Origin of the sequence: Kineococcus gurbantunggutensis, assembly GCF_050871925.1 — a bacterium.
Lineage (GTDB): Bacteria > Actinomycetota > Actinomycetes > Actinomycetales > Kineococcaceae > Kineococcus.
Genome location: NZ_JBJLSG010000004.1, coordinates 25,840 through 43,382 on the forward strand (window position 1 = coordinate 25,840; position 17,543 = coordinate 43,382).

General features: G+C 75.9%; 13 protein-coding genes. 4 read left to right on the forward strand and 9 right to left on the reverse strand.

Going from position 1 to position 17,543, the window contains the following annotated elements:
• Positions 1–11: 11 nt before the first annotated feature.
• Positions 12–1,025 (reverse strand): hypothetical protein, encoded by a 1,014-nt coding sequence (locus ACRYR7_RS01085; RefSeq protein WP_432570217.1) that lies wholly within the window; start codon positions 1,023–1,025, stop codon positions 12–14.
• 351 nt (positions 1,026–1,376) lie between these two features.
• Positions 1,377–2,318, reverse strand: coding sequence for an SDR family oxidoreductase (locus tag ACRYR7_RS01090; protein ID WP_432570218.1), 942 nt, complete (start codon positions 2,316–2,318; stop codon positions 1,377–1,379).
• A gap of 61 nt (positions 2,319–2,379) precedes the next feature.
• Between ACRYR7_RS01090 and ACRYR7_RS01095 the strand changes: the two genes are divergently transcribed.
• Positions 2,380–3,375: a helix-turn-helix transcriptional regulator gene (locus ACRYR7_RS01095; RefSeq protein ID WP_432570219.1), complete on the forward strand. Its 996-nt coding sequence runs from the start codon at positions 2,380–2,382 to the stop codon at positions 3,373–3,375.
• A gap of 421 nt (positions 3,376–3,796) precedes the next feature.
• On the opposite strand, the gene ACRYR7_RS01100 is transcribed toward ACRYR7_RS01095, so the two are convergent.
• From ACRYR7_RS01100 to ACRYR7_RS01125, 6 genes are read right to left on the reverse strand one after another with little or no spacing between them, the layout of a single operon-like run.
• Positions 3,797–4,459: a TetR/AcrR family transcriptional regulator gene (locus ACRYR7_RS01100; RefSeq protein ID WP_432570220.1), complete on the reverse strand. Its 663-nt coding sequence runs from the start codon at positions 4,457–4,459 to the stop codon at positions 3,797–3,799.
• On the reverse strand, positions 4,456–6,165 hold the full coding sequence (gene atzF, locus ACRYR7_RS01105; protein WP_432570221.1) for an allophanate hydrolase: 1,710 nt from the start codon (positions 6,163–6,165) through the stop codon (positions 4,456–4,458). The genes ACRYR7_RS01100 and atzF overlap by 4 nt, the downstream gene beginning before the upstream one ends.
• Positions 6,162–9,776 (reverse strand): urea carboxylase, encoded by a 3,615-nt coding sequence (gene uca / locus ACRYR7_RS01110; RefSeq protein ID WP_432570222.1) that lies wholly within the window; start codon positions 9,774–9,776, stop codon positions 6,162–6,164. Before uca ends, atzF begins: the two co-directional genes overlap by 4 nt.
• Complete coding sequence (locus ACRYR7_RS01115; RefSeq protein ID WP_432570223.1) at positions 9,773–10,489, reverse strand: urea amidolyase associated protein UAAP2; 717 nt, start codon at positions 10,487–10,489, stop codon at positions 9,773–9,775. The genes uca and ACRYR7_RS01115 overlap by 4 nt, the downstream gene beginning before the upstream one ends.
• Positions 10,486–11,328 (reverse strand): urea amidolyase associated protein UAAP1, encoded by an 843-nt coding sequence (locus ACRYR7_RS01120; RefSeq protein ID WP_432570224.1) that lies wholly within the window; start codon positions 11,326–11,328, stop codon positions 10,486–10,488. Before ACRYR7_RS01120 ends, ACRYR7_RS01115 begins: the two co-directional genes overlap by 4 nt.
• On the reverse strand, positions 11,325–12,911 hold the full coding sequence (locus ACRYR7_RS01125; RefSeq protein WP_432570225.1) for an APC family permease: 1,587 nt from the start codon (positions 12,909–12,911) through the stop codon (positions 11,325–11,327). Before ACRYR7_RS01125 ends, ACRYR7_RS01120 begins: the two co-directional genes overlap by 4 nt.
• Before the next feature lie 235 nt (positions 12,912–13,146).
• On the opposite strand from ACRYR7_RS01125, the gene ACRYR7_RS01130 reads away from it, so the two are divergent.
• The 3 genes from ACRYR7_RS01130 to ACRYR7_RS01140 are packed head-to-tail and all read left to right on the forward strand — an operon-like array spanning position 13,147 to position 16,711.
• Positions 13,147–14,871 (forward strand): bifunctional lysylphosphatidylglycerol flippase/synthetase MprF, encoded by a 1,725-nt coding sequence (locus tag ACRYR7_RS01130; protein ID WP_432570226.1) that lies wholly within the window; start codon positions 13,147–13,149, stop codon positions 14,869–14,871.
• Positions 14,868–15,662: a hypothetical protein gene (locus ACRYR7_RS01135; RefSeq protein WP_432570227.1), complete on the forward strand. Its 795-nt coding sequence runs from the start codon at positions 14,868–14,870 to the stop codon at positions 15,660–15,662. The genes ACRYR7_RS01130 and ACRYR7_RS01135 overlap by 4 nt, the downstream gene beginning before the upstream one ends.
• Positions 15,659–16,711: an alpha/beta hydrolase gene (locus ACRYR7_RS01140; protein WP_432570228.1), complete on the forward strand. Its 1,053-nt coding sequence runs from the start codon at positions 15,659–15,661 to the stop codon at positions 16,709–16,711. Before ACRYR7_RS01135 ends, ACRYR7_RS01140 begins: the two co-directional genes overlap by 4 nt.
• Positions 16,712–16,751: 40 nt before the next feature.
• Here ACRYR7_RS01140 and ACRYR7_RS01145 read toward each other — a convergent pair whose 3' ends face one another.
• Positions 16,752–17,540: a DUF998 domain-containing protein gene (locus ACRYR7_RS01145; protein ID WP_432570229.1), complete on the reverse strand. Its 789-nt coding sequence runs from the start codon at positions 17,538–17,540 to the stop codon at positions 16,752–16,754.
• Positions 17,541–17,543: the final 3 nt, after the last annotated feature.

Here is a 17,543-nt window from a genome sequence, read left to right on the forward strand (position 1 = left end):
CGGTGAGCGCCTCAGCGCCACAGCAGGGGCGTGACCTGGAAGGAGGACCCCACGACATGCCCGCGCGCGTTGGCCGCCGCGGGTTCGTAGCCGTCACCGCCGGGCAGCACGGTCAGTTCCCCGCGCCGCCACAGCAGGGCGCGCACCCCCGTCCCGGAACCGGTGGCGCCCCTGACGGCGACCTCGCCGGCGCGGCCGAAGTCCAGCGCGGTGGAGGACTCGCCGGCGCCCAGGTCGACCGCGCGCCACCCGCCGCCGCGCTGCGGCGCCCACACCGTGGCCCGGCCCGTGGTCAGGTCCTGCCCGGCCAGCCAGCCGCGGTCGTCGACGTCGTGCACCTGCATCGACGCGTCCAGGGCGCGCACGCTGCGCCCGGCGCCCTGCCACAGCAGCGCGTACCCCTCGCCGCCGCTGGTGTAGCAGGCGCCGACGATCGTGCCTCGGTCGTTCAGCACGCCGGCGGTGGTCTGGGCGCACTCGGCCGGCGCCGGCAGCGTGGTCAGGACCCCGTTCCGCCACACCTGGGCGCGCAGGCTGCCGGAGCCGCCGCCGGTGCCCACGACGCGGCCGCGGTCGTCGATGTCGGCGGGTGAGAAGGCGTCCTGGGGCGTGCTGAGCGCGGTCATGACGCCGTCCTCCCACAGGAAACCCACCTGCCCGGCGCCGTCGGGCGCGGAACTGGTGCCCACGACCTGGCCGCGGTCGTTCGTGGCGGAGGCGAAGCTGTACCCCTCGGGCCCGGCCAGGGTCCCCAGGTCCGTCAGCCGCCCGTCGCTCCACCGCCACGCGTGGCTGCGCGCGGTGGAGATGTCCACGTACGCCCATCCGACGACCCGGTCGCGGTCGTCGAGGTCCGTCGCGAAGGAACCCTGCGACCCCGGCAGCACGCCGAGCGCGACGGGCGCGAGGTCGTCGCCGCGTCCGGCGGCGTCGTGGACGCCCGGCCCGGTGGCCGACGCGGGAGGCGCGCCGGCGAGGACGAGGGCGGCCGCCAGGGCGGCCGTGGCGGTGGTGGTGCGCTTCACAGGTTCTCCTCGGGTGGTTCGCTGGTGGGTCCACGGCACCGCCGGGCACGGTGCGCGCCCGGCGCAGAGCCCACGGGTTCCTGGTGACCGCCGGGGGCGTCGGAACCCGGGACCGGTCGTCGCGCCGGCCGCTGCGCCGACGCCTCCGTCAGCCGATCGGGCGACGGAGGTGACCACGCTAGCGCCGCACGGTGATCCGCATCGGGAATTCCCGCTCCGTCACCGCGGCGGGCGCCGGCGGTGCCGACGACCCGGCCGCTGCGGCGCGCTCGACCGGCCAGGACGGGTCGACCCGCCCCACCCTCCCGTCACCGCACCGCGCGGCGGACCCGACCAGGTGCAGGGCCCCGCTCAGCGGTACCCGGTGACGTCGGCGGGCAGACCCCTCTCGCGGACCTCCTGCACGTACCGCCAGGCGTCCGGACGCGAACCGTCGGCGTCGGTGGTGCCGTAGTGCTCGGCCAGCCGGTGGGAGGTGACCGACGCCTTGTTCCACCGCGCCCTGGCGGGGTCGGCGGCCAGCGCGGCCACCGCGCGCCCGATCATCGCCGGCGACTCAGAGACGGCGAAGTCCGCCGGATCGGGACCGTCGGTCCTCGGCCGCTTGGTCGCCTCGAGCCAGGTGTCCTCGCTCACGCCGAAGACGTCGAGCATCATCTCCGAGCGCAGCCAGCCGGGGGTGACCGCGACGGCCGTGCCGCCCACGCGCTCCAGCTCGTGCCCCTGCGCCCAGGCCAGGCGGTTGACCGCGTGCTTGGTGACGTCCATGAACACCGTCTCGCGGAAGCGCGGGGTGTTGAACGCCGTCGTGCCGTCGGTGACCTCCACGACGAGCCCACCGGGCCGGCGGGTGAGCAGGCCCAGCGCGACGGCGCTGGTGATCAGGTGCGTCTCCAGGCCGGCGCGCAGCAGGGCCAGGCCGCGCTCGAGGTCGTACTCCCACAACGTCCTGCCGAAGTCGACGTAGTGCTCGCCGCCGATGTCGTTGACGAGGACGTCCAGCCGCCCCTGCTCGTCGTCGATGCGTCGCACGAGCGCCCTGACCTGGGCGGGATCGAGGTGGTCGGTCACGCACGCGACGCCCCTGCCGCCGGCGGCCCGGACCAGGTCGGCGGTCTGCTCGATCGTCTCGGGCCGGCCGTAGTCCGACCGGCCGGCGCGGCTGCTGCGGCCGCTGGCGTAGACGGTGGCGCCGGCGGCGCCGAGGGCGACGGCGATCCCGCGCCCGGCGCCGCGGGTGGCGCCGGCGACGAGCGCGACCGCACCGGACAGGGGTCCTTCAGCGGAGGTCACAGGACCCACCCTGGGGCACGGACCTGACAGCTGCTGTCAGGTCCGTCACTACGCTCGGGAGGTGCGTTCCTCCCGGCTCGTCGCCCTGCTGCTGTGCGTCCAGCGCGACCACCGCACCACGGCGCCCGCGCTGGCGGCCGAGCTCGGCGTCTCGGTCCGCACGATCTACCGCGACGTCCAGGCGCTGCAGCTGGCCGGGGCGCCGTTGTACGCGCTGCAGGGCGCCGGCGGGGGGATCGGCATCGTCGAGCGGTGGCGCTCCCCCGTCGAAGGCCTCTCGCCCGACGAGGTGACCGCCCTCGGGCTCGGCGGCGCAGCGGCCGCCGACCTGGGCCTGGGGGCCGTGCTCGCCGTCGCCCGCTCCAAGCTGCGCTCCGGCCTGCCCGCCCGCGTGCAGGCGCAGCTGGACGTGGTGAACCAGCGCGTGCTGCTCGACACGACCGGCTGGTTCAGCCCCGCGGTGCCGGAGCAGGCGCTGGGCGACCTCGCGCGGGCCGTCTGGAGCGGGCACCGCGTCGACGTCCGCTACCGGCGCGGCGGGGGCACCGTGGCCCGCCGGCTCGACCCGCTGGGCCTGGTGCTCAAGGCGGGGCGGTGGTACCTGGTCGCGGCCCACCGCGGGGCGCCGCGCACGTACCGCACCTCGCGGGTGGAGAGGGCCACCGTGCGCGCCGAGGCCGTCGTGCGCCCGGACGGCTTCGACCTGCAGCGCTACTGGCAGGCCGCCGCCGACGCCTTCGACGCCGACCTGCGCCGCCTCCGGGTCCGTCTGGTCCTGCCCGCCCGGAGCCTGCCCGACCTGCTGCGGCACGTCCCGGGCCGGCTCACCGCCTCGGCCGTGCACGACGCCGCCGAGCTGCCCGGTGGGCGGGTGGAGGTGCGGCTGGGGCTGGAGGGCGTCGACGTCGCCGCCGACCAGCTGTGCGCGGTGCCCGGGGTGCAGGTCCTCGACCCGCCCGAGCTGCGCGAGCGCCTCGCAGAGCTCGGGGAGCAGCTGGTGCGGGTGCACCGCGGTGCACCCGCAGCCGGAGCGGACGCGCGGCGGGCCGGCACCTGAGCCGTCCGCCGGCCGCCGGGTCGAGCTCCGGTGCGTCCGGGTCAGCGGATGAAGGTCCGGTTGAGCAGTGCACGTGCGATGAGCGTCCGCCACGTCTGCCGGCCGGGTGGCGAGGGGCTCGCTCGCCCGCTCGTCGGGGGCTGCGCACCGCGCGGAGGCCGGCTGGGGCGCGATCGGCCGAGCCGCCACCGCGGAGCGCCGTCCCCGTGCGGGGCGGCCACGTCGCGTTCGTGGAGGTCGGTGGACGTCTCGGTGTCCCGGGGGTGCTCGCCCTGAGGCGGAACGGACATCGTCAGACCCTTCGTTCTCGCGACGGGTGGCACCCGTCGATCGGTGACGGTTCCCGAGCTGCGGTCAGCAGCAGCGGCGCGCCGTCCGAGCCGGCTGCGCCGGTGGTCGGGCTCGCGCCCCGGTGGCGCCGTCAGGTCGCCGGTTGCGCGACCCGGGCCGCCGTCCGCGCCGCTCGATCAGCACCCTCCCCGGTGATCCCGACCACTCCCAGGCAGCACAGGGCGATCTGTCCACCCAGGTCCGGTCGCGACGGCAAGGCCCCCACCATCTCCACCAGGTGCATGCAGGCTGCGCCCGCCACCTGCGGCGTCACCGGGTGGTCGGCCGGGACGAGGTCCGCGGCGAGCTCGGTGTAGACGGCGAGCAGGTCCTGCCGGTGCTCGCGGAAGAGGTCGAAGCGGGGCTGGCGCACCTCCGGCGCGGTGTAGAGCGCGGCGATGCCCGGCGGGCCGGCGAGCAGGGTCTCGACGTCGGCGACGACGAGGGCGTACAGGGCGGCTGCCGGGTCGCCCGCCACCGCGCGCACCGCGTCGACCACGTCCAGGGTGGGACGGACCGAGCCCTCCAGCAGCTCGGCCAGGATCTCGTCCTTGCCGGCGAAGTGGTAGTAGAGCGAGGCCTGCCGGACACCGACCCGGTCGGCGATGGCGCGGGTGGAGGTCGCGGCGTACCCGAACTCGCCGAACAGCGCGGCAGCCGCCCGCAGGATCTCCTCGCGCGCGGTCCCGGCTCCCGCGGCGCGCCCGCGCGTGCGGGGGCGACCCACCCGACCGGCGCCCGCCTGCCCGCTCACGGCAGCGATCCTGCCACGGCCACCCGGTGCGCCCGCGTGCGCACCGCCGCCTGAGCCGCCGCCTGCGCGGCAGGCCAGGAACCGGAGGCGGTGATCTCCTGCGCCTGGCGCAGGGCGACCGGTTCGGCGAGGAAGCCCCGCACCACGCGCTCGTCCTCCAGGGTCACCGCGCCGATGCTCATCGGCTGCGGCAGGGCGGCGACGAAGGTCCCGAAGCCGCTGGCCGGCAGCCGCCACACCTCCCCCTCGATGCGGGCGCCTCGCGGATCGCGCACCATGCCCGGCTTGGGGGGTGCGGTGTCGAGGGTGAAGAGCCGGTACTGCGGGGCGGTCGCGGCGGGGCCGAGGAGGGTGGCGCCGGCGGCGACGAGCTGGTGGTTGAGCGGCTGGCCGCTGAGGTGGGCGCCCACGACGAAGAGGTCCACCGCCGGGTTGGCCCAGCGCGCCGCCAGCGCCGCCAGCGTGCGGTCGCTGAAGGCGGGTCCGGTGAGCATCACCCCGAACGGCAGGCCGGCCACGGTCCCGGCCGGGACGGCCAGGGAGGCCATGTCGAGCAGGTTGGCGAAGTTGGTGAAGCGCCCCATCCGGGAGTTCGCACCGACGGGGTCCGCCGCGACGTCGGCGAGCGTGGGGTGCCACGTGGTCGTGGGGGTGAGCAGGGCGGTGGTGCCGGCCAGCAGCTCACCCGCACGGGCGCCCAGGTGGTCCAGCCGCTCGCGGTCGCGGAAGACCTCGACGGCGGTGACGTCGTGCCCGGCCCGCACGATGCCGGCGACGGTGGGGTCGAGGTCGGTGCCGACCAGGTGCGCGTGCTCGGCGATGTGCGCGCCGACCGCGGCCGTCCGCTCGGCGACGAACGCACCGCCGTAGAGCAGTTCGGCCGCCTCCAGCAGCGGGGCGATGTCGACCTCGACGACCTGCGCGCCGGTGGCGCGGACCGTCTCGACGTAGCGGGTGAACGCCTCGGCCCACCCGTCGGCGAGACCCTCGAGGTGCTCGGGCGCGGGGACCGCGATGCGCGGGCGGGCGGCCGGTGCGGGCAGCGGTGCGTCCGGGCGGGCCGACGGGTCGCGCCCGTCGGGCCCGGCGAGGTGCTCGGCGACCCGGCGAGCGGTGTCCAGGTCGCGGGCGAACACCGTGACGCAGTCCAGGCTGCGGCAGGCCGGGACCACGCCGGTGGTCGGGATCAGCCCGCGCGTCGGCTTCACGCCCACCAGGCCGTGCAGGGCCGCGGGGACCCGCCCGGAGCCGGCGGTGTCGGTGCCCAGCGCGACGTCGACGAAGCCGAGGGCGACGGCGACGGCCGAGCCCGAGCTGGAGCCGCCGGAGACGCGCTCGGGGGCGAAGGCGTGGCGCACGGCGCCGTAGGGGCTCCGGGTGCCGACCAGACCGGTGGCGAACTGGTCCATGTTCGTCTTGCCCAGCACCAGCGCACCACCCGCCCGCAGGCGGGCGACGGCGGTGGCGTCCCGCTCGGGCTCGTGGGCGTACGACGGCGCGGCGGCGGTGGTGGGCAGACCGGCGACGTCGATGTTGTCCTTGACCGCGACGAGGGTGCCCGCCAGCGGCGCCCGGTGGTCGATCGTCACGGCCTCGGCCAGGACGTCCTCCAGCGGGCGCAGCGAGATCCACACCTCGGGTCGCTCGGCGGCGGCGATGCGGGCGTAGGCCCGCCGGATCCTCTGCTCCAGCTCGGTGCGGTTCACGCGGCGGCCTCCTCGGCGGGACGGACGGCGAAGAGGACCTGTCCGGCGCTGACGGCCTCGCCGGGCTTGACGTACACCTCGAGCAGCTCGCCGGCGACGGGCGTGGTCACGGCGGTCTCCATCTTCATCGCCTCCAGGGCCACCACGCGCTCGCCGTCGCCGAGGTGAGCACCGGCTCCGGCGGACACCTGCCACACGGTCGCGGCGAACGGCGCCTGCACCCCGACCGCCCCGGCGGGCACGTCCACCGCTCCGGCGGGGACGACCGGGGCGGGTTCGGCCTTGACGTCGAACTCCCCCGAGGCGCGCCAGCGGTCCTTCTCCGCCGCGAAGGCCGCCGCCTGCTGGTCGCGGAAGGCCCGGATCGTGTCGGCGTTGTCGTCGAGGAAGCGCTGGTGCTCGGCCAGGGAGAACGTGCCCTCCTCGGTCTCGACGTGACCGCGGCCGGCGTCGGTCTCCGCCCGCAGCTCCAGCAGCTCCTCGGCGGAGACGGGGTACCACTCGATGCGGTCGAAGAAGCGCAGCGCCCACGGGTCCTCCTGGAACAGCCCGCCGCGGCGGAAGCGGTTCCAGACCTGCGTCGTCCGGCCGACGAACTGGTACCCGCCGGGCCCTTCCATGCCGTAGATGCACAGGTACGCCCCGCCGATGCCGACGGAGTTCTCGGCCGTCCAGGTCCTCGCCGGGTTGTACTTGGTGGTCACCAGGCGGTGGCGGGGGTCCAGCGGGGTCGCCACGGGGGCGCCGAGGTAGACGTCGCCGAGCCCCAGGACGAGGTAGCTGGCCTCGAACACGGTGCGGAAGACGTCGTCGATCGAGCCCAGGCCGTTGACGCGGCGGATGAACTCCAGGTTCGAGGGCGTCCACGGGGCGTCGTCGCGCACGCCGGCCATGTACCGCTCGATGGCCAGGTGGGTCGCGGGGTCGTCCCAGGACAGCGGCAGCCGGACGCGCCGGGACGGGACCACGAGGTCGCTCGTCGGCGGCAGCGCGTCGTCGAGTTCGCGCAGCAGGCCGACCAGCTGCGAGGCGCGCAGCACGCTCGCGTCGGTGTGGACCTGCAGCGAGCGGATGCCGGGGGTGACGTCGAGGACCCCGGCGGGGCGGTGCTCCTCCAGGGCTCGCATGAGCGCGTGGACCCGCATGCGCAGGCCGAGGTCGAGGACCATGTCGCCGAACTCGACGAGGACGTTGTCGTCGCCGTCGCGCCGGTAGGTCGTGGCCGGGCGGCCGGGGGTGGCGGGGACGCGGGCCAGGACGCCGTCGTCACCGTCACCCCGTCCGGCTGCCGCGGCCGGGTCGGCGCGCCGCAGCCGGGGGTTCGCGGCTTCGGCTTCGCGGACGGGCACGAACCGCACCCGGTCCCCCGGGCGCAGCTGGCCCAGCTTCCACAGCTCCCCGGAGGTGACGACGGCGGGGCAGACGAAGCCGCCCAGCGACGGGCCGTCGGGGCCGAGCACGATGGGGGTGTCCCCGGTGAAGTCGACGGCGCCCACGGCGTAGGGGGTGTCGTGGATGTTGGAGGGGTGCAGCCCGGCCTCACCGCCGTCGGTGCGCGCCCAGCGCGGGCGCGGGCCGACGAGGCGGACCCCGGTGCGCGCGGAGTTCAGGTGCACCTCGTAGTCGGTGGCGTAGAACTCCTCGAGGTCGGCGCGGGTGAAGAACTCCGGCGCGCCGTGGGGCCCCTCGGTGACCCCGATGACCCAGTCGCCGGTGTACTCGGGGCGGCGCTCCACCGGCACGGGGCCGGCGATGGTCGTGAAGCCCTCGCCCTCGGGGGTGCCCGGGCGCAGGACGTCGCCGGCCTGCAGCGCGCGGCCGCCGTGGCCGCCGAACCCGCCGAGGGTGAAGGTGGAGGCGCTGCCCAGGTAGCGCGGCACGTCGATGCCGCCGCGCACGGCCAGGGCCAGGCGCAGGCCCGGCCCGGTCGCGGTGCCGATGGCCAGGTGCCCGCCCGCGGGCACCTCCACGGGCTCCCACATCGGGACGGCGGCCCCGTCCAGCGTGATCGGCGCGGGCGCCCCGGTGACGCACACCACGGTGTCGGTGGAGAACCGCAGCGTGGGGCCGGTCGCGGTGATCTCCAACCCCGGTGCTCCCGCCGGGTTGCCGACGGCGAGGTTGGCCTCGCGCAGCGACCACGGGTCCATCGGCCCCGACGGCGGCACGCCGACCTGCCAGTACCCCAGGCGGCCGGGCAGGTCCTGCACCGTCGTCATGGCGCCGGGAGCCAGGACGTCGATGCGCGGGTCGGGGTCGGCGGTGACGTCGAGGGTGGAGGTGGAGTGGGTGGCCGAGCGCAGCGGGAGGTCGTCCACGAGGGAGCGCAGCAGGCCGAGGTTGGTGACGACGCCGTCGACGCGGGAGCCGCCCAGGGCCTCCCCCAGCAGGTCCAGGGCCGCGTCGCGGCCGGGGGCGCAGGCGATGACCTTGGCCAGCATGGGGTCGTAGAAGGGGGTGACCTCCGAGCCGGTCTCGACCCAGCCGTCGACGCGGACCCCGGACAGCGCCGCGAACTCGGCGTTGGTCACGAGCCCGGGGCTGGGGGCGTTGTCCTTGGCGGGGTCCTCGGCGTAGACGCGCGCCTCGACCGCGACACCGCTGGGCGCCCACTCGCGCTCGAAGACGTCCTGCAGCGCGGGGTCGCTCGCGCCGTCGCGCGCCAGGCGCAGCATGAGGTCGACGAGGTCGACGCCGTAGGCCAGTTCGGTGACCGGGTGCTCGACCTGCAGGCGGGTGTTGACCTCCAGGAAGGAGGCCTGCTCGCGGACCGGGTCGTAGACGAACTCCACCGTGCCCGCCGAGCGGTAGGCGACCGAGGCCATGAGCTCGGCGGCGGTGGAGGCGATCTGCGCGCGCACGTGGCCGGGCAGCGCCGGGGCCGGGGCCTCCTCGACGACCTTCTGGTTGCGGCGCTGCAGGGAGCAGTCGCGGTCGCCGATGACGGCGACGCGGCCGTGGCCGTCGCCGAAGACCTGCACCTCGACGTGGCGGGCCGGGCGGACCAGGCGCTCCAGGAAGACGCCGGTGGAGCCGAAGTTGGCGGCGGCCTGGCGCACGATGCGCTCGTAGGCCTCGTGGACCTCCTGCGCGCTGGCGCAGGCCTGCATGCCGATGCCCCCGCCGCCGCCGGTGGCCTTGAGCATCACGGGCAGGCCGATGCTCTCGGCCGCGGCCACGGCCTCCTGCGCCGAGGCCAGCAGCCCGGTGCCCGCGAGCATGGGCACCCCGGCCCCGCCGGCCAGCTCCCGGGCGGTGTGCTTGCTGCCGAAGGCGGTGATCTGGGCGGGGGTGGGGCCCACGAAGGCGATCCCGGCCTGCTCGCAGGCGCGGGCGAAGTCGACGTTCTCGGAGAGGAACCCGTAGCCGGGGTGCACGGCACCCGCGCCGGTGTCCAGCGCCGCCTGCAGGATCGCCTCGCTGCGCAGGTAGGACTCCCGCGCCGGCGCCGGCCCCAGGCGGACGGCGGTGTCGGCCTCACGCACGTGCGGGGCGGCGCGGTCGGCGTCGGAGTAGACGGCCACGGTCTTGAGGCCCAGGTGCCTGGCCGAGCGCAGCACGCGACGGGCGATCTCGCCGCGGTTGGCGACGAGCAGGGTGTCGAAGCTCATGCGATCACTTCCCGGGGCGCGGTCACGACGGTGCGCAGCGGCGTGGGGTTGAAGTCGTTGCAGGGGTTGTTGACCTGCGGGCAGTTGGAGATGACCACCAGCAGGTCGACCTCCGCGCGCAGGGCGACGCGCTTGCCGGGCGCGGAGATGCCGTCGACGATGCCGAGGGTGCCGTCGGCCTCGACCGGCACGTTCATGAACCAGTTGAGGTTGGAGACCAGGTCGCGGGCGGACAGCCCCCGGCGCGCGCCCTCGGCCAGGAAGTTCTCCCGGCAGCCGTGCTGGTGGGCGGTGTGGTGGCCGTAGCGCAGGGTGTTGGACTCCTTGCCGCAGGCACCGCCGATGGTGTCCTGGCGCTCCACCTCGTTGGCGACGACCGTGGCCAGCGGGTTGCCGTGCTGGCTGCGCAGGACCGTGCCGGTGCGCACGTACGCGTTGCCCTGCCAGGCCAGGGTGTCCGGCGCGCTGTAGCGCTCGGAGCGGTCCGCCTCGGCGAAGAGCAGGCAGTCGGCCGACTGGTTGCCCCCGACGTCGACGATGGTCAGGACGTGCCCGGCGCGCACGACGGCGGACCAGGGGGCGCGGGCGGCGATGCGCTCGTCCAGGACGACCTCACCGTCCACCAGCGGTCCGCTCCAGTCCAGCGGGGTGCCGGCACCGGTCGCGGTGCCGCTCGCGGTGCCGTTCACGAGGGTGGTCGCAGGGGTGGTCACAGTCCTCGTGCCTCCGCGTGGTCCAGGGTGTTCAGGTAGGCGCGGTGCAGCTCGGGGCTCCGGCTGAACCGTTCGTCGGCGGGCCCGGTCGGGACCGAGCGCCACGCGTGGATCCGCAGCGGCCCGACGGTGTAGTCCGGGCGCGGGTCCAGCGGGTGCGCGGTGTTGGCGACGAGCACGGTCAGCGGCAGCTCGGCGAGCAGGTCGACCTCGGCGGGGCCGGCCGAGCCCAGCCAGCGGAAGGCGCCGTCGGCCTCGACCCGCACGCCCTGGAAGAAGCTGATGCTGGGCGGCAGGTCGCGCGGCTCCAGGCCGTGCTTGGAGGCGGCCAGGGTGAGCAGTCCCCGACCGGACGGGCTGGGCCCCTCCGGGGCCGCGTCGCCGTACTTGCGCACGTTCCACGCGTCGGAGGACGTGCCGCAGAACGCGTCGTGGCGGCAGGAGGTGTCGGCGACGACGCTGGCCAGGACCCGTCCGTCCCCCGAGAGCAGCGGGTGGCCCTCCCCCAGGTACGCCTGCCAGGGGATCTTCTGGGTGTCGGCGACGTTGAGCCGCTCCCACGGCGCCACCGCGGAGAACAGCAGCACGTTGGCGCACGCGTCCCCGGTGGGGTCGCTGAAGCGCAGCCGGGTGCCGCGAGCCAGGACCCTGGAGGTGTACCCGCCGGGGGCGACGGTCTCCGCCCAGGTCAGGGTCGCCGGATCGACGTCGGCGGGGGCGAACGGCGAGGAGGAGGCGGGCAGGTACGGCGTCCACGGCGCCGTCTCGGCGGCCCGAGCGCGGGCGTCGGCGCGCGCGGCGAGGACCGTCGAGGTGTTGCGCTCGGCAGCGGTGCTCATGCGGGCTCCTCCACGGGGGCGGGGTTCGGGGTGCTGGTCTGCGCAGCCCCCAGGACGATGGGACCGCCGTGGCGCGCCCGGTTGCGGCTGTGGCACAGGGCCCCCACCAGCAGCGTCGCGGCGATGAACAGCAGGGCGGAGTACTGCAGCCACCAGGTGCCTCCGGTCAGGTCGTAGACGCTGGCCCGCGGCCAGGCGAGGTTGACCACCATGACCACCTGGTAGAGCACCGCCAGGACGTTGACGGGGACGCCCCAGCGCCCCAGGGAGAACAGGGGCCGGCCGAACTCGTCGACACCGTCGGGCAGCTGCCCGCGCAGCCGGCGCACCAGCAGCGGCAGCGTGACCCCGAGGTAGGCCAGGTAGAGCAGGGCGATGCACAAGCTGGTCAGGGCGGTGAAGACCGCGGACTGCTTCCAGTTCACCGCCAGCGTGAGGGCGGCGCCGAGGCCGACGAGGACGGCCGCGCCGATCGGGGTCCCGGTGCGTGCGGAGACCCTGCCCAGCGCCGAGGCGAACGGGAAGGCCCGCTCCCGGGCCATGGAGTACACCATCCGCGACCCCGACGTCTGCACGGCGAGGGTGCACACGACGACGGCGATCGCGACGGTGGCCAGCAGCAGGCGGCCCCCCACGTCGCCGAGGCGGGCGGTGAGGACGTGGGCCAGGCCCCCGGCGGCGAGCTCGCCGTCCAGCAGGCTGGGGGCGGCGACGACCCCGCCGACGAGGATCAGCGCACCACCGACCCCGGAGGCGATCAGGGCGCGCAGGATGGTGCGCGGGGTGGTGGCCCGCGGGGCGCGGGTCTCCTCGGCCAGCTCACCGGCGGAGTCGAAGCCGACCATGACGTAGGCGGCCATGAGGGAACTGGCCAACCACAGGAAGAGGTAGTTCCCCTCCCCCGCGCCCCGGGTGGTCATGACGACCGCAGGGCTGCGTTCGGCGTGGCTGAACAGGGCGACGATCAGGGCGATGACACCGACGATCTCGACGACCACTCCGACGGAGGTGATGACGGCCATCAGCCGGACCCCGATGGCGTTGACGACGGTGGTCAGCACCAGCAGGGCCGAGCCCAGGACGACGGCGTTCTGCGCGCCGGTCGCCGACAGCGGGGAGGAGTCGGCACCCGCTCCGCCGACGAGCTGGAAGCCGGACCAGATCGCGGGCACCACCGCCTGCAGGGCGATGGCGGCGGTGGCGACGGTGAGGACCTGCCCGATCACCATGACCCAGCCGGTGAACCAGCCGATGTCGGTTCCCGCCAGACGGCTGGACCACTGGAACACCGCCCCGGAGATGGGGTAGCGCGCGGCGAGCTCGGCGAAGCACAGGGCCACGAGGAGCTGACCGGCGAAGACCAGCGGCCAGGTCCAGAAGAACCCGGCGCCACCGAAGCTGAAGCCCAGCCCGAAGAGCTGGAAGACGGTGGTGAGGATGGAGACGAAGGAGAAGCCGGCGGCGAAGGAGGCGAAGGGGCCGACGTCGCGGCGCAGCTGCTGGCCGTAGCCGAAGCGGCCGAGGTCGCTGCTGTCGGGCGAGCCGGCGGCACCGGGACGCGCACGTGGAGCGGGAACGGACATCGTCGGTCCCTCCGGTGGGTGGCGGGGAGATACCTGTCGCTCGACAGGTACTGCGACGAGTCTGGGGCGAGGCGTGTTTCGACCGTGTTTCCCGAGCATGAAGATCGCATCTCGCCCCGCCGCACCCGAGCCGCAAGCTGACGCCCGCCCCCTCGTCTGGGAGTTGCCCGGGAGTTGACCGGGGAAGTGCTGTCCTGCGGGCCGGAACCGTGCGCGCCGGAGCACACTGCGGAACGTGCTCCCTCCTCTGCTCGCCGGCAGGGCCCGCCGGGCACGGACCCGGCGCCTGGGCGCGGCCCTCGTCGCCGCGCTCGGTGTCGTCGGCGTCCTCTCCGCCCTCACCCCGCCGCTGCGCGAACGCTTCGCACCCCTGCTGCAGGTCCTGCCGCTGGTCGTCCCGCTGAGCGCGACGACGGTGCTCGTGCCGGTCTCCGTCGCGCTGCTGCTGCTGGCCCGCGGCCTGCGCCGGGGCCAGCGCCTGGCCTGGGGCACGACGGTCGGCCTGCTGGGCGCGTCCGCCGGTCTGCACCTGCTGAAGGGGATCGACGTCGAGGAGGCCCTGCTCGACGTCGTCGCGCTGGTCTGGCTGGCGCTGAACGCCCGCGCCTTCCCCGTCCTGCCCAGCGCCGCCGGGGCTCGGCGCGCGGTGCGCGTGCTGAGCCTCGGCGCGCTGCTCACCCTCGCGGTCTCCACCGCGATGGTCGTCGCGGTCGGCGCCGAGCGGCACCCGGGGGAGACGGTGGAGGCCGTCGTGGAACGCCTCGTGGGGGACCGGCGGACCCCGCTGCCGAAGCTGCACGGCGGCGAGGGGCACGTGTTCCTGCCGCTGCTGAACCCCGCCCTGCTGGCGCTGGGCCTCGTGCTGCTGGTGGTGCTCGGCTGGACCTCGTCCTCCCCGCACCGGCCCCGCGCGCTCAGCGTGGACCAGCGCCTGGCCGACCGGGAGCGGGCCAGGGGGATCGTCGCCCGCCACGGTGGCGGCACCCTGGACTACTTCGCGCTGCGCGACGACAAGGACTTCTTCTTCGTCGGCACCGACCTCGGCGAGGGCGTGGTCGCCCACAGCGTCCGCAACGGCGTCTGCCTCGTCTCGCCCGACCCCGTCGGCCCGGCGCGACGCCGCGGGGAGCTGCTGACGGAGTTCCTCGACCACGTCGAGCGCAACGGGTGGTCCATCGCCGTGGTCGGCGCGGCGGCGGACTGGCTGCCGGCGTACGAGGCCGTCGGGTTGCGCCCGGTCTACCTGGGCGACGAGGCCGTCCTGGACTGCACCACCTTCAGCCTCAAGGGGTCGCACGCGAAGAGCCTGCGCGGCGCGGTCAACCGGGTCGCCAGGACGGGCATCGCGATCACCTTCCACGACCCCGCGGCGCTGAGCGCGAGCGAGCGGGACGAGCTGCTGGCCATCGCCGGGGAGTCCCGTCAGGGCGGGAGCGAGCGCGGCTACTCCATGACGCTGTCCCGGTTGTTCGACCCCGCCGACACCGGGCTGCTGCTGAGCGTGGCGCGCTTCGCCGACGGGCGCCCCGCGGGGTTCGTCCAGTGGGTCCCCGCCGCCGACGTGCAGGGGTACTCCCTGGACGTGATGCGCCGCTCCACCGCGGAGGACGTCCCCAACGGCCTCACCGACGCCCTCGTCGTCGCCACCGCCCAGCACCTGGCCGAGAACGGGATGCGCGGACTGGGCCTGAACTTCGCCGTCCTGCGCGAGCTCGTCGCCGGCGAGCGCTCGGGCGCGGTGGCCGACCTCGGCCGGCGGGCGCTGCACGCCCTGTCGCGCAACGCGCAGATCGAGTCGCTGTGGCGCTTCAACGCCAAGTACGACCCGCAGTGGCGCCCGCGGTACGTCGTCCTGGACTCCGTGGAGTTCGCCGCCGCGCAGGGCCTCACCATCGCCGGCGCCGAGGGGGTCGCCGAACTGCCCGTCATCGGGCGCTTCCTGGGACGGCGCGCGCCGTGACCGCGGCGCTGACCGCTCCCGCGGCGGTGACGGCGCTCGCGGCCTTCGGCTACGCGGCGGGTTCGCTGCTGCAGGCCGTGGGGGTGCGCGCCGCCGGCCTGCGTTCCCCGCTCTACCTCGCGGGGCTCGGTTGCGACGCCGTCGCCTGGCTGCTGTCCCTGGTCGCCTTGAGGCGGTTGCCGGCGTTCGCGGTGCAGTCGCTGCTGGCGGCCTCGCTCGCGCTGACCGTGCTGCTGGCCCGGGTGGTGCTCGGGACGCGGCTGCGCCGCCGCGACACCGCGGCGGTGCTGGCGCTGGTCGCGGCCCTGGGGGTGCTCGCACGGGCGGGGCGCGAAGGAGCACCCGCCGCGGTCGGCAGGGGTGTCGAGGTGGGGTCGTGCGTCGTCGCCGCCGTGCTCCTGCTGGGCGTCCTGGCCCTGCGGCGCGGCGGCCCCGTCGCGCTGGCGGTCCTGGCGGGGCTGGGGTGCTCCGTGGCGGCGCTGAGCGCGCGCGCCGTGACGGTCCCCGGCGCGTGGTGGCGCACGGCGCTGGAACCCGCGGGGTGGGCGGTGGTGCTCGCCGGGGTCGCGGGGACCCTGGGGTACGCGGCGGCCCTGGAGCGCGGGGCGGTCGGGCCGGTGACGGCGCTGCTGTGGGCGGTGGAGGTGGTGGTGCCGGCGCTGGCGGGTCCGGTGCTGCTGGGCGACTCGGTGCGGGCCGGGTGGCTGCCCGCCACCGCCGCCGCCCTGCTCGTCGTGGTGGTCTGCTCGGTGGTGCTGGCCGGGTCACCAGCGGTGTCGGAGGAGTCGTGACGGTCGCACCGGTGCACCTCCCCCCGGCCGTCGTCAGGGCCCTCGCCCCGCCGTCGGAGTGGCTGAGCTCGCCGTGGCCGGCGGTGGCGTGCGCGCTCGTGCTGCTGTGCGTGCTGGTCGGTGCGGTGCGCTCCTGCCGCCGGCGGCGGCACCGGGTGCCCTGGGCCGCGGGCTCGCTGGTGGCGCTGGTGCTGACCGCGGCGACGACGGCCAACGCGGTCACGGGCTACGTCCCGACCCTGGAGGCCGCGCGGTTCGCGGTGACCGGTGAGCTGCGCTCCGGGGGCGGCACGATCACCTCCTTCCGGCTGGGGTCGGACGCGCTCGGCGTGCCGGAGACGACGACCTACGTGTACCTGCCGCCCGGGTACACCACCCACCCCCAGCGCCGCTACCCGGTGGTGTTCCTGCTGCCGGGCTCGCCGGGGCGCTCCACCGACTGGTTCGGCGCCGGGGACGCCGCCCGCACCCTCGACGTCCTCATCGCACGCGAGCTGATCCCGCCGGTGATCGCCGTCACCCCCGACCAGAACTCCGGCCTGGCCGACACCGAGTGCCTGGACTCCCCCGGCGGACCCGAGTGGGAGACCTACCTCTACCGCGACCTCGTGCCCCGCGTCGACGCGCTCTACCGCACGCGGGCCCAGGCGTCGTCGCGGGTGCTGGCGGGGATGAGCGCCGGCGGTTACTGCGCCCTCGACCAGGGCCTGCGCCACCGCGGGACCTGGGGGCCGCTCATCGCGCTGGAACCCTTCGGCGACCCCGGGGACTCCTTCCGCGACGTGCTCCCGGCCGAGGGGTTCGCAGCGGTCTCGCCCTCCTCGTACCTGCCCTCGCTGCCGGTGCCGGCCCCGGTCCCGGTGTTCCTGGGCACCGGTACCCGGGCCACGGAGGTGCCCGGGGTCGACGCGCTGACGCGGGCGCTGCAGGCCAGGGGCTGGCCCGTGGCGCGCCGCGACGTCGCCGGGCAGGGGCACACCTGGACCACCGCCCGCGACGACCTGCCCTACGGGCTGGTGTTCGCCGCGCGGTACCTGCCGGCGAGCTGAGGACCCGCACCGCCACGCGTCCCCCGGCCCCACCGCACGCTCAACCCTGGGCTGGCCCCCGGGCTCGACCCCGGGCTCGACCCCGGACTCGGCCCCGGGCTCGGCCTCGACCCGGGCCCCGGTCCGGTTCCCGGTGCGCGACCTCCAGCACCACCCAGCACGACACCGCGACGACCTGCAGCCGCTGAGCCGCCCCCCCGGCGCCGCCGCCGCCCTGCAGGAACGTGACGACCTCGTAGGCGCCCGTCCCCGCCGTCACGAGCGCGGTCAGCACGACCGCGGGCCACAGCCACCACCCCCGGGCCCGGTGGGCCAGCGCCGCGACACCCACCACCGCCGCCAGGGTCCCCACGACGCTGACCGCGTCGTGGACGAGTTCCGCGGGTGCCGCGGACGCCGGGCACGGGCCGAGGGAGGGCGCGCAGGCGAGCGGGACGATCGCCGAGAGCAGGGTCGACACGCCGAACACCCCCAGGCAGAGCGCACCGAACCCCTCGCGCCGGGAACGCCCGTGACGCGACCGATCGCGCCGGGACCGGTCGTGCCGGGACCGGTACCACCCGAGGGCCACCGGCAGCGCCAGGAGCGAGCACAGCAGGCCCGCCGACCCGTCACCGAGGCGGAACCACACCGCTCCCGGCTGACCGGGCACCGACAGCTCGCTGATGACCCCCGCTGCGAGGTCGACCCGGGTGCCCAGCAGCGGGGCGAGCAGGAAGTTGGCGTTGGCGGCGCCCGCCAGGACGGCGAGCCCGGTGCGCGCCCTCGGCACCGCCCCCGCCGCCGTGCCGCTCGGCCGGCCGTGGGCCCGGCGGGGTGGTGCGGTCACCGC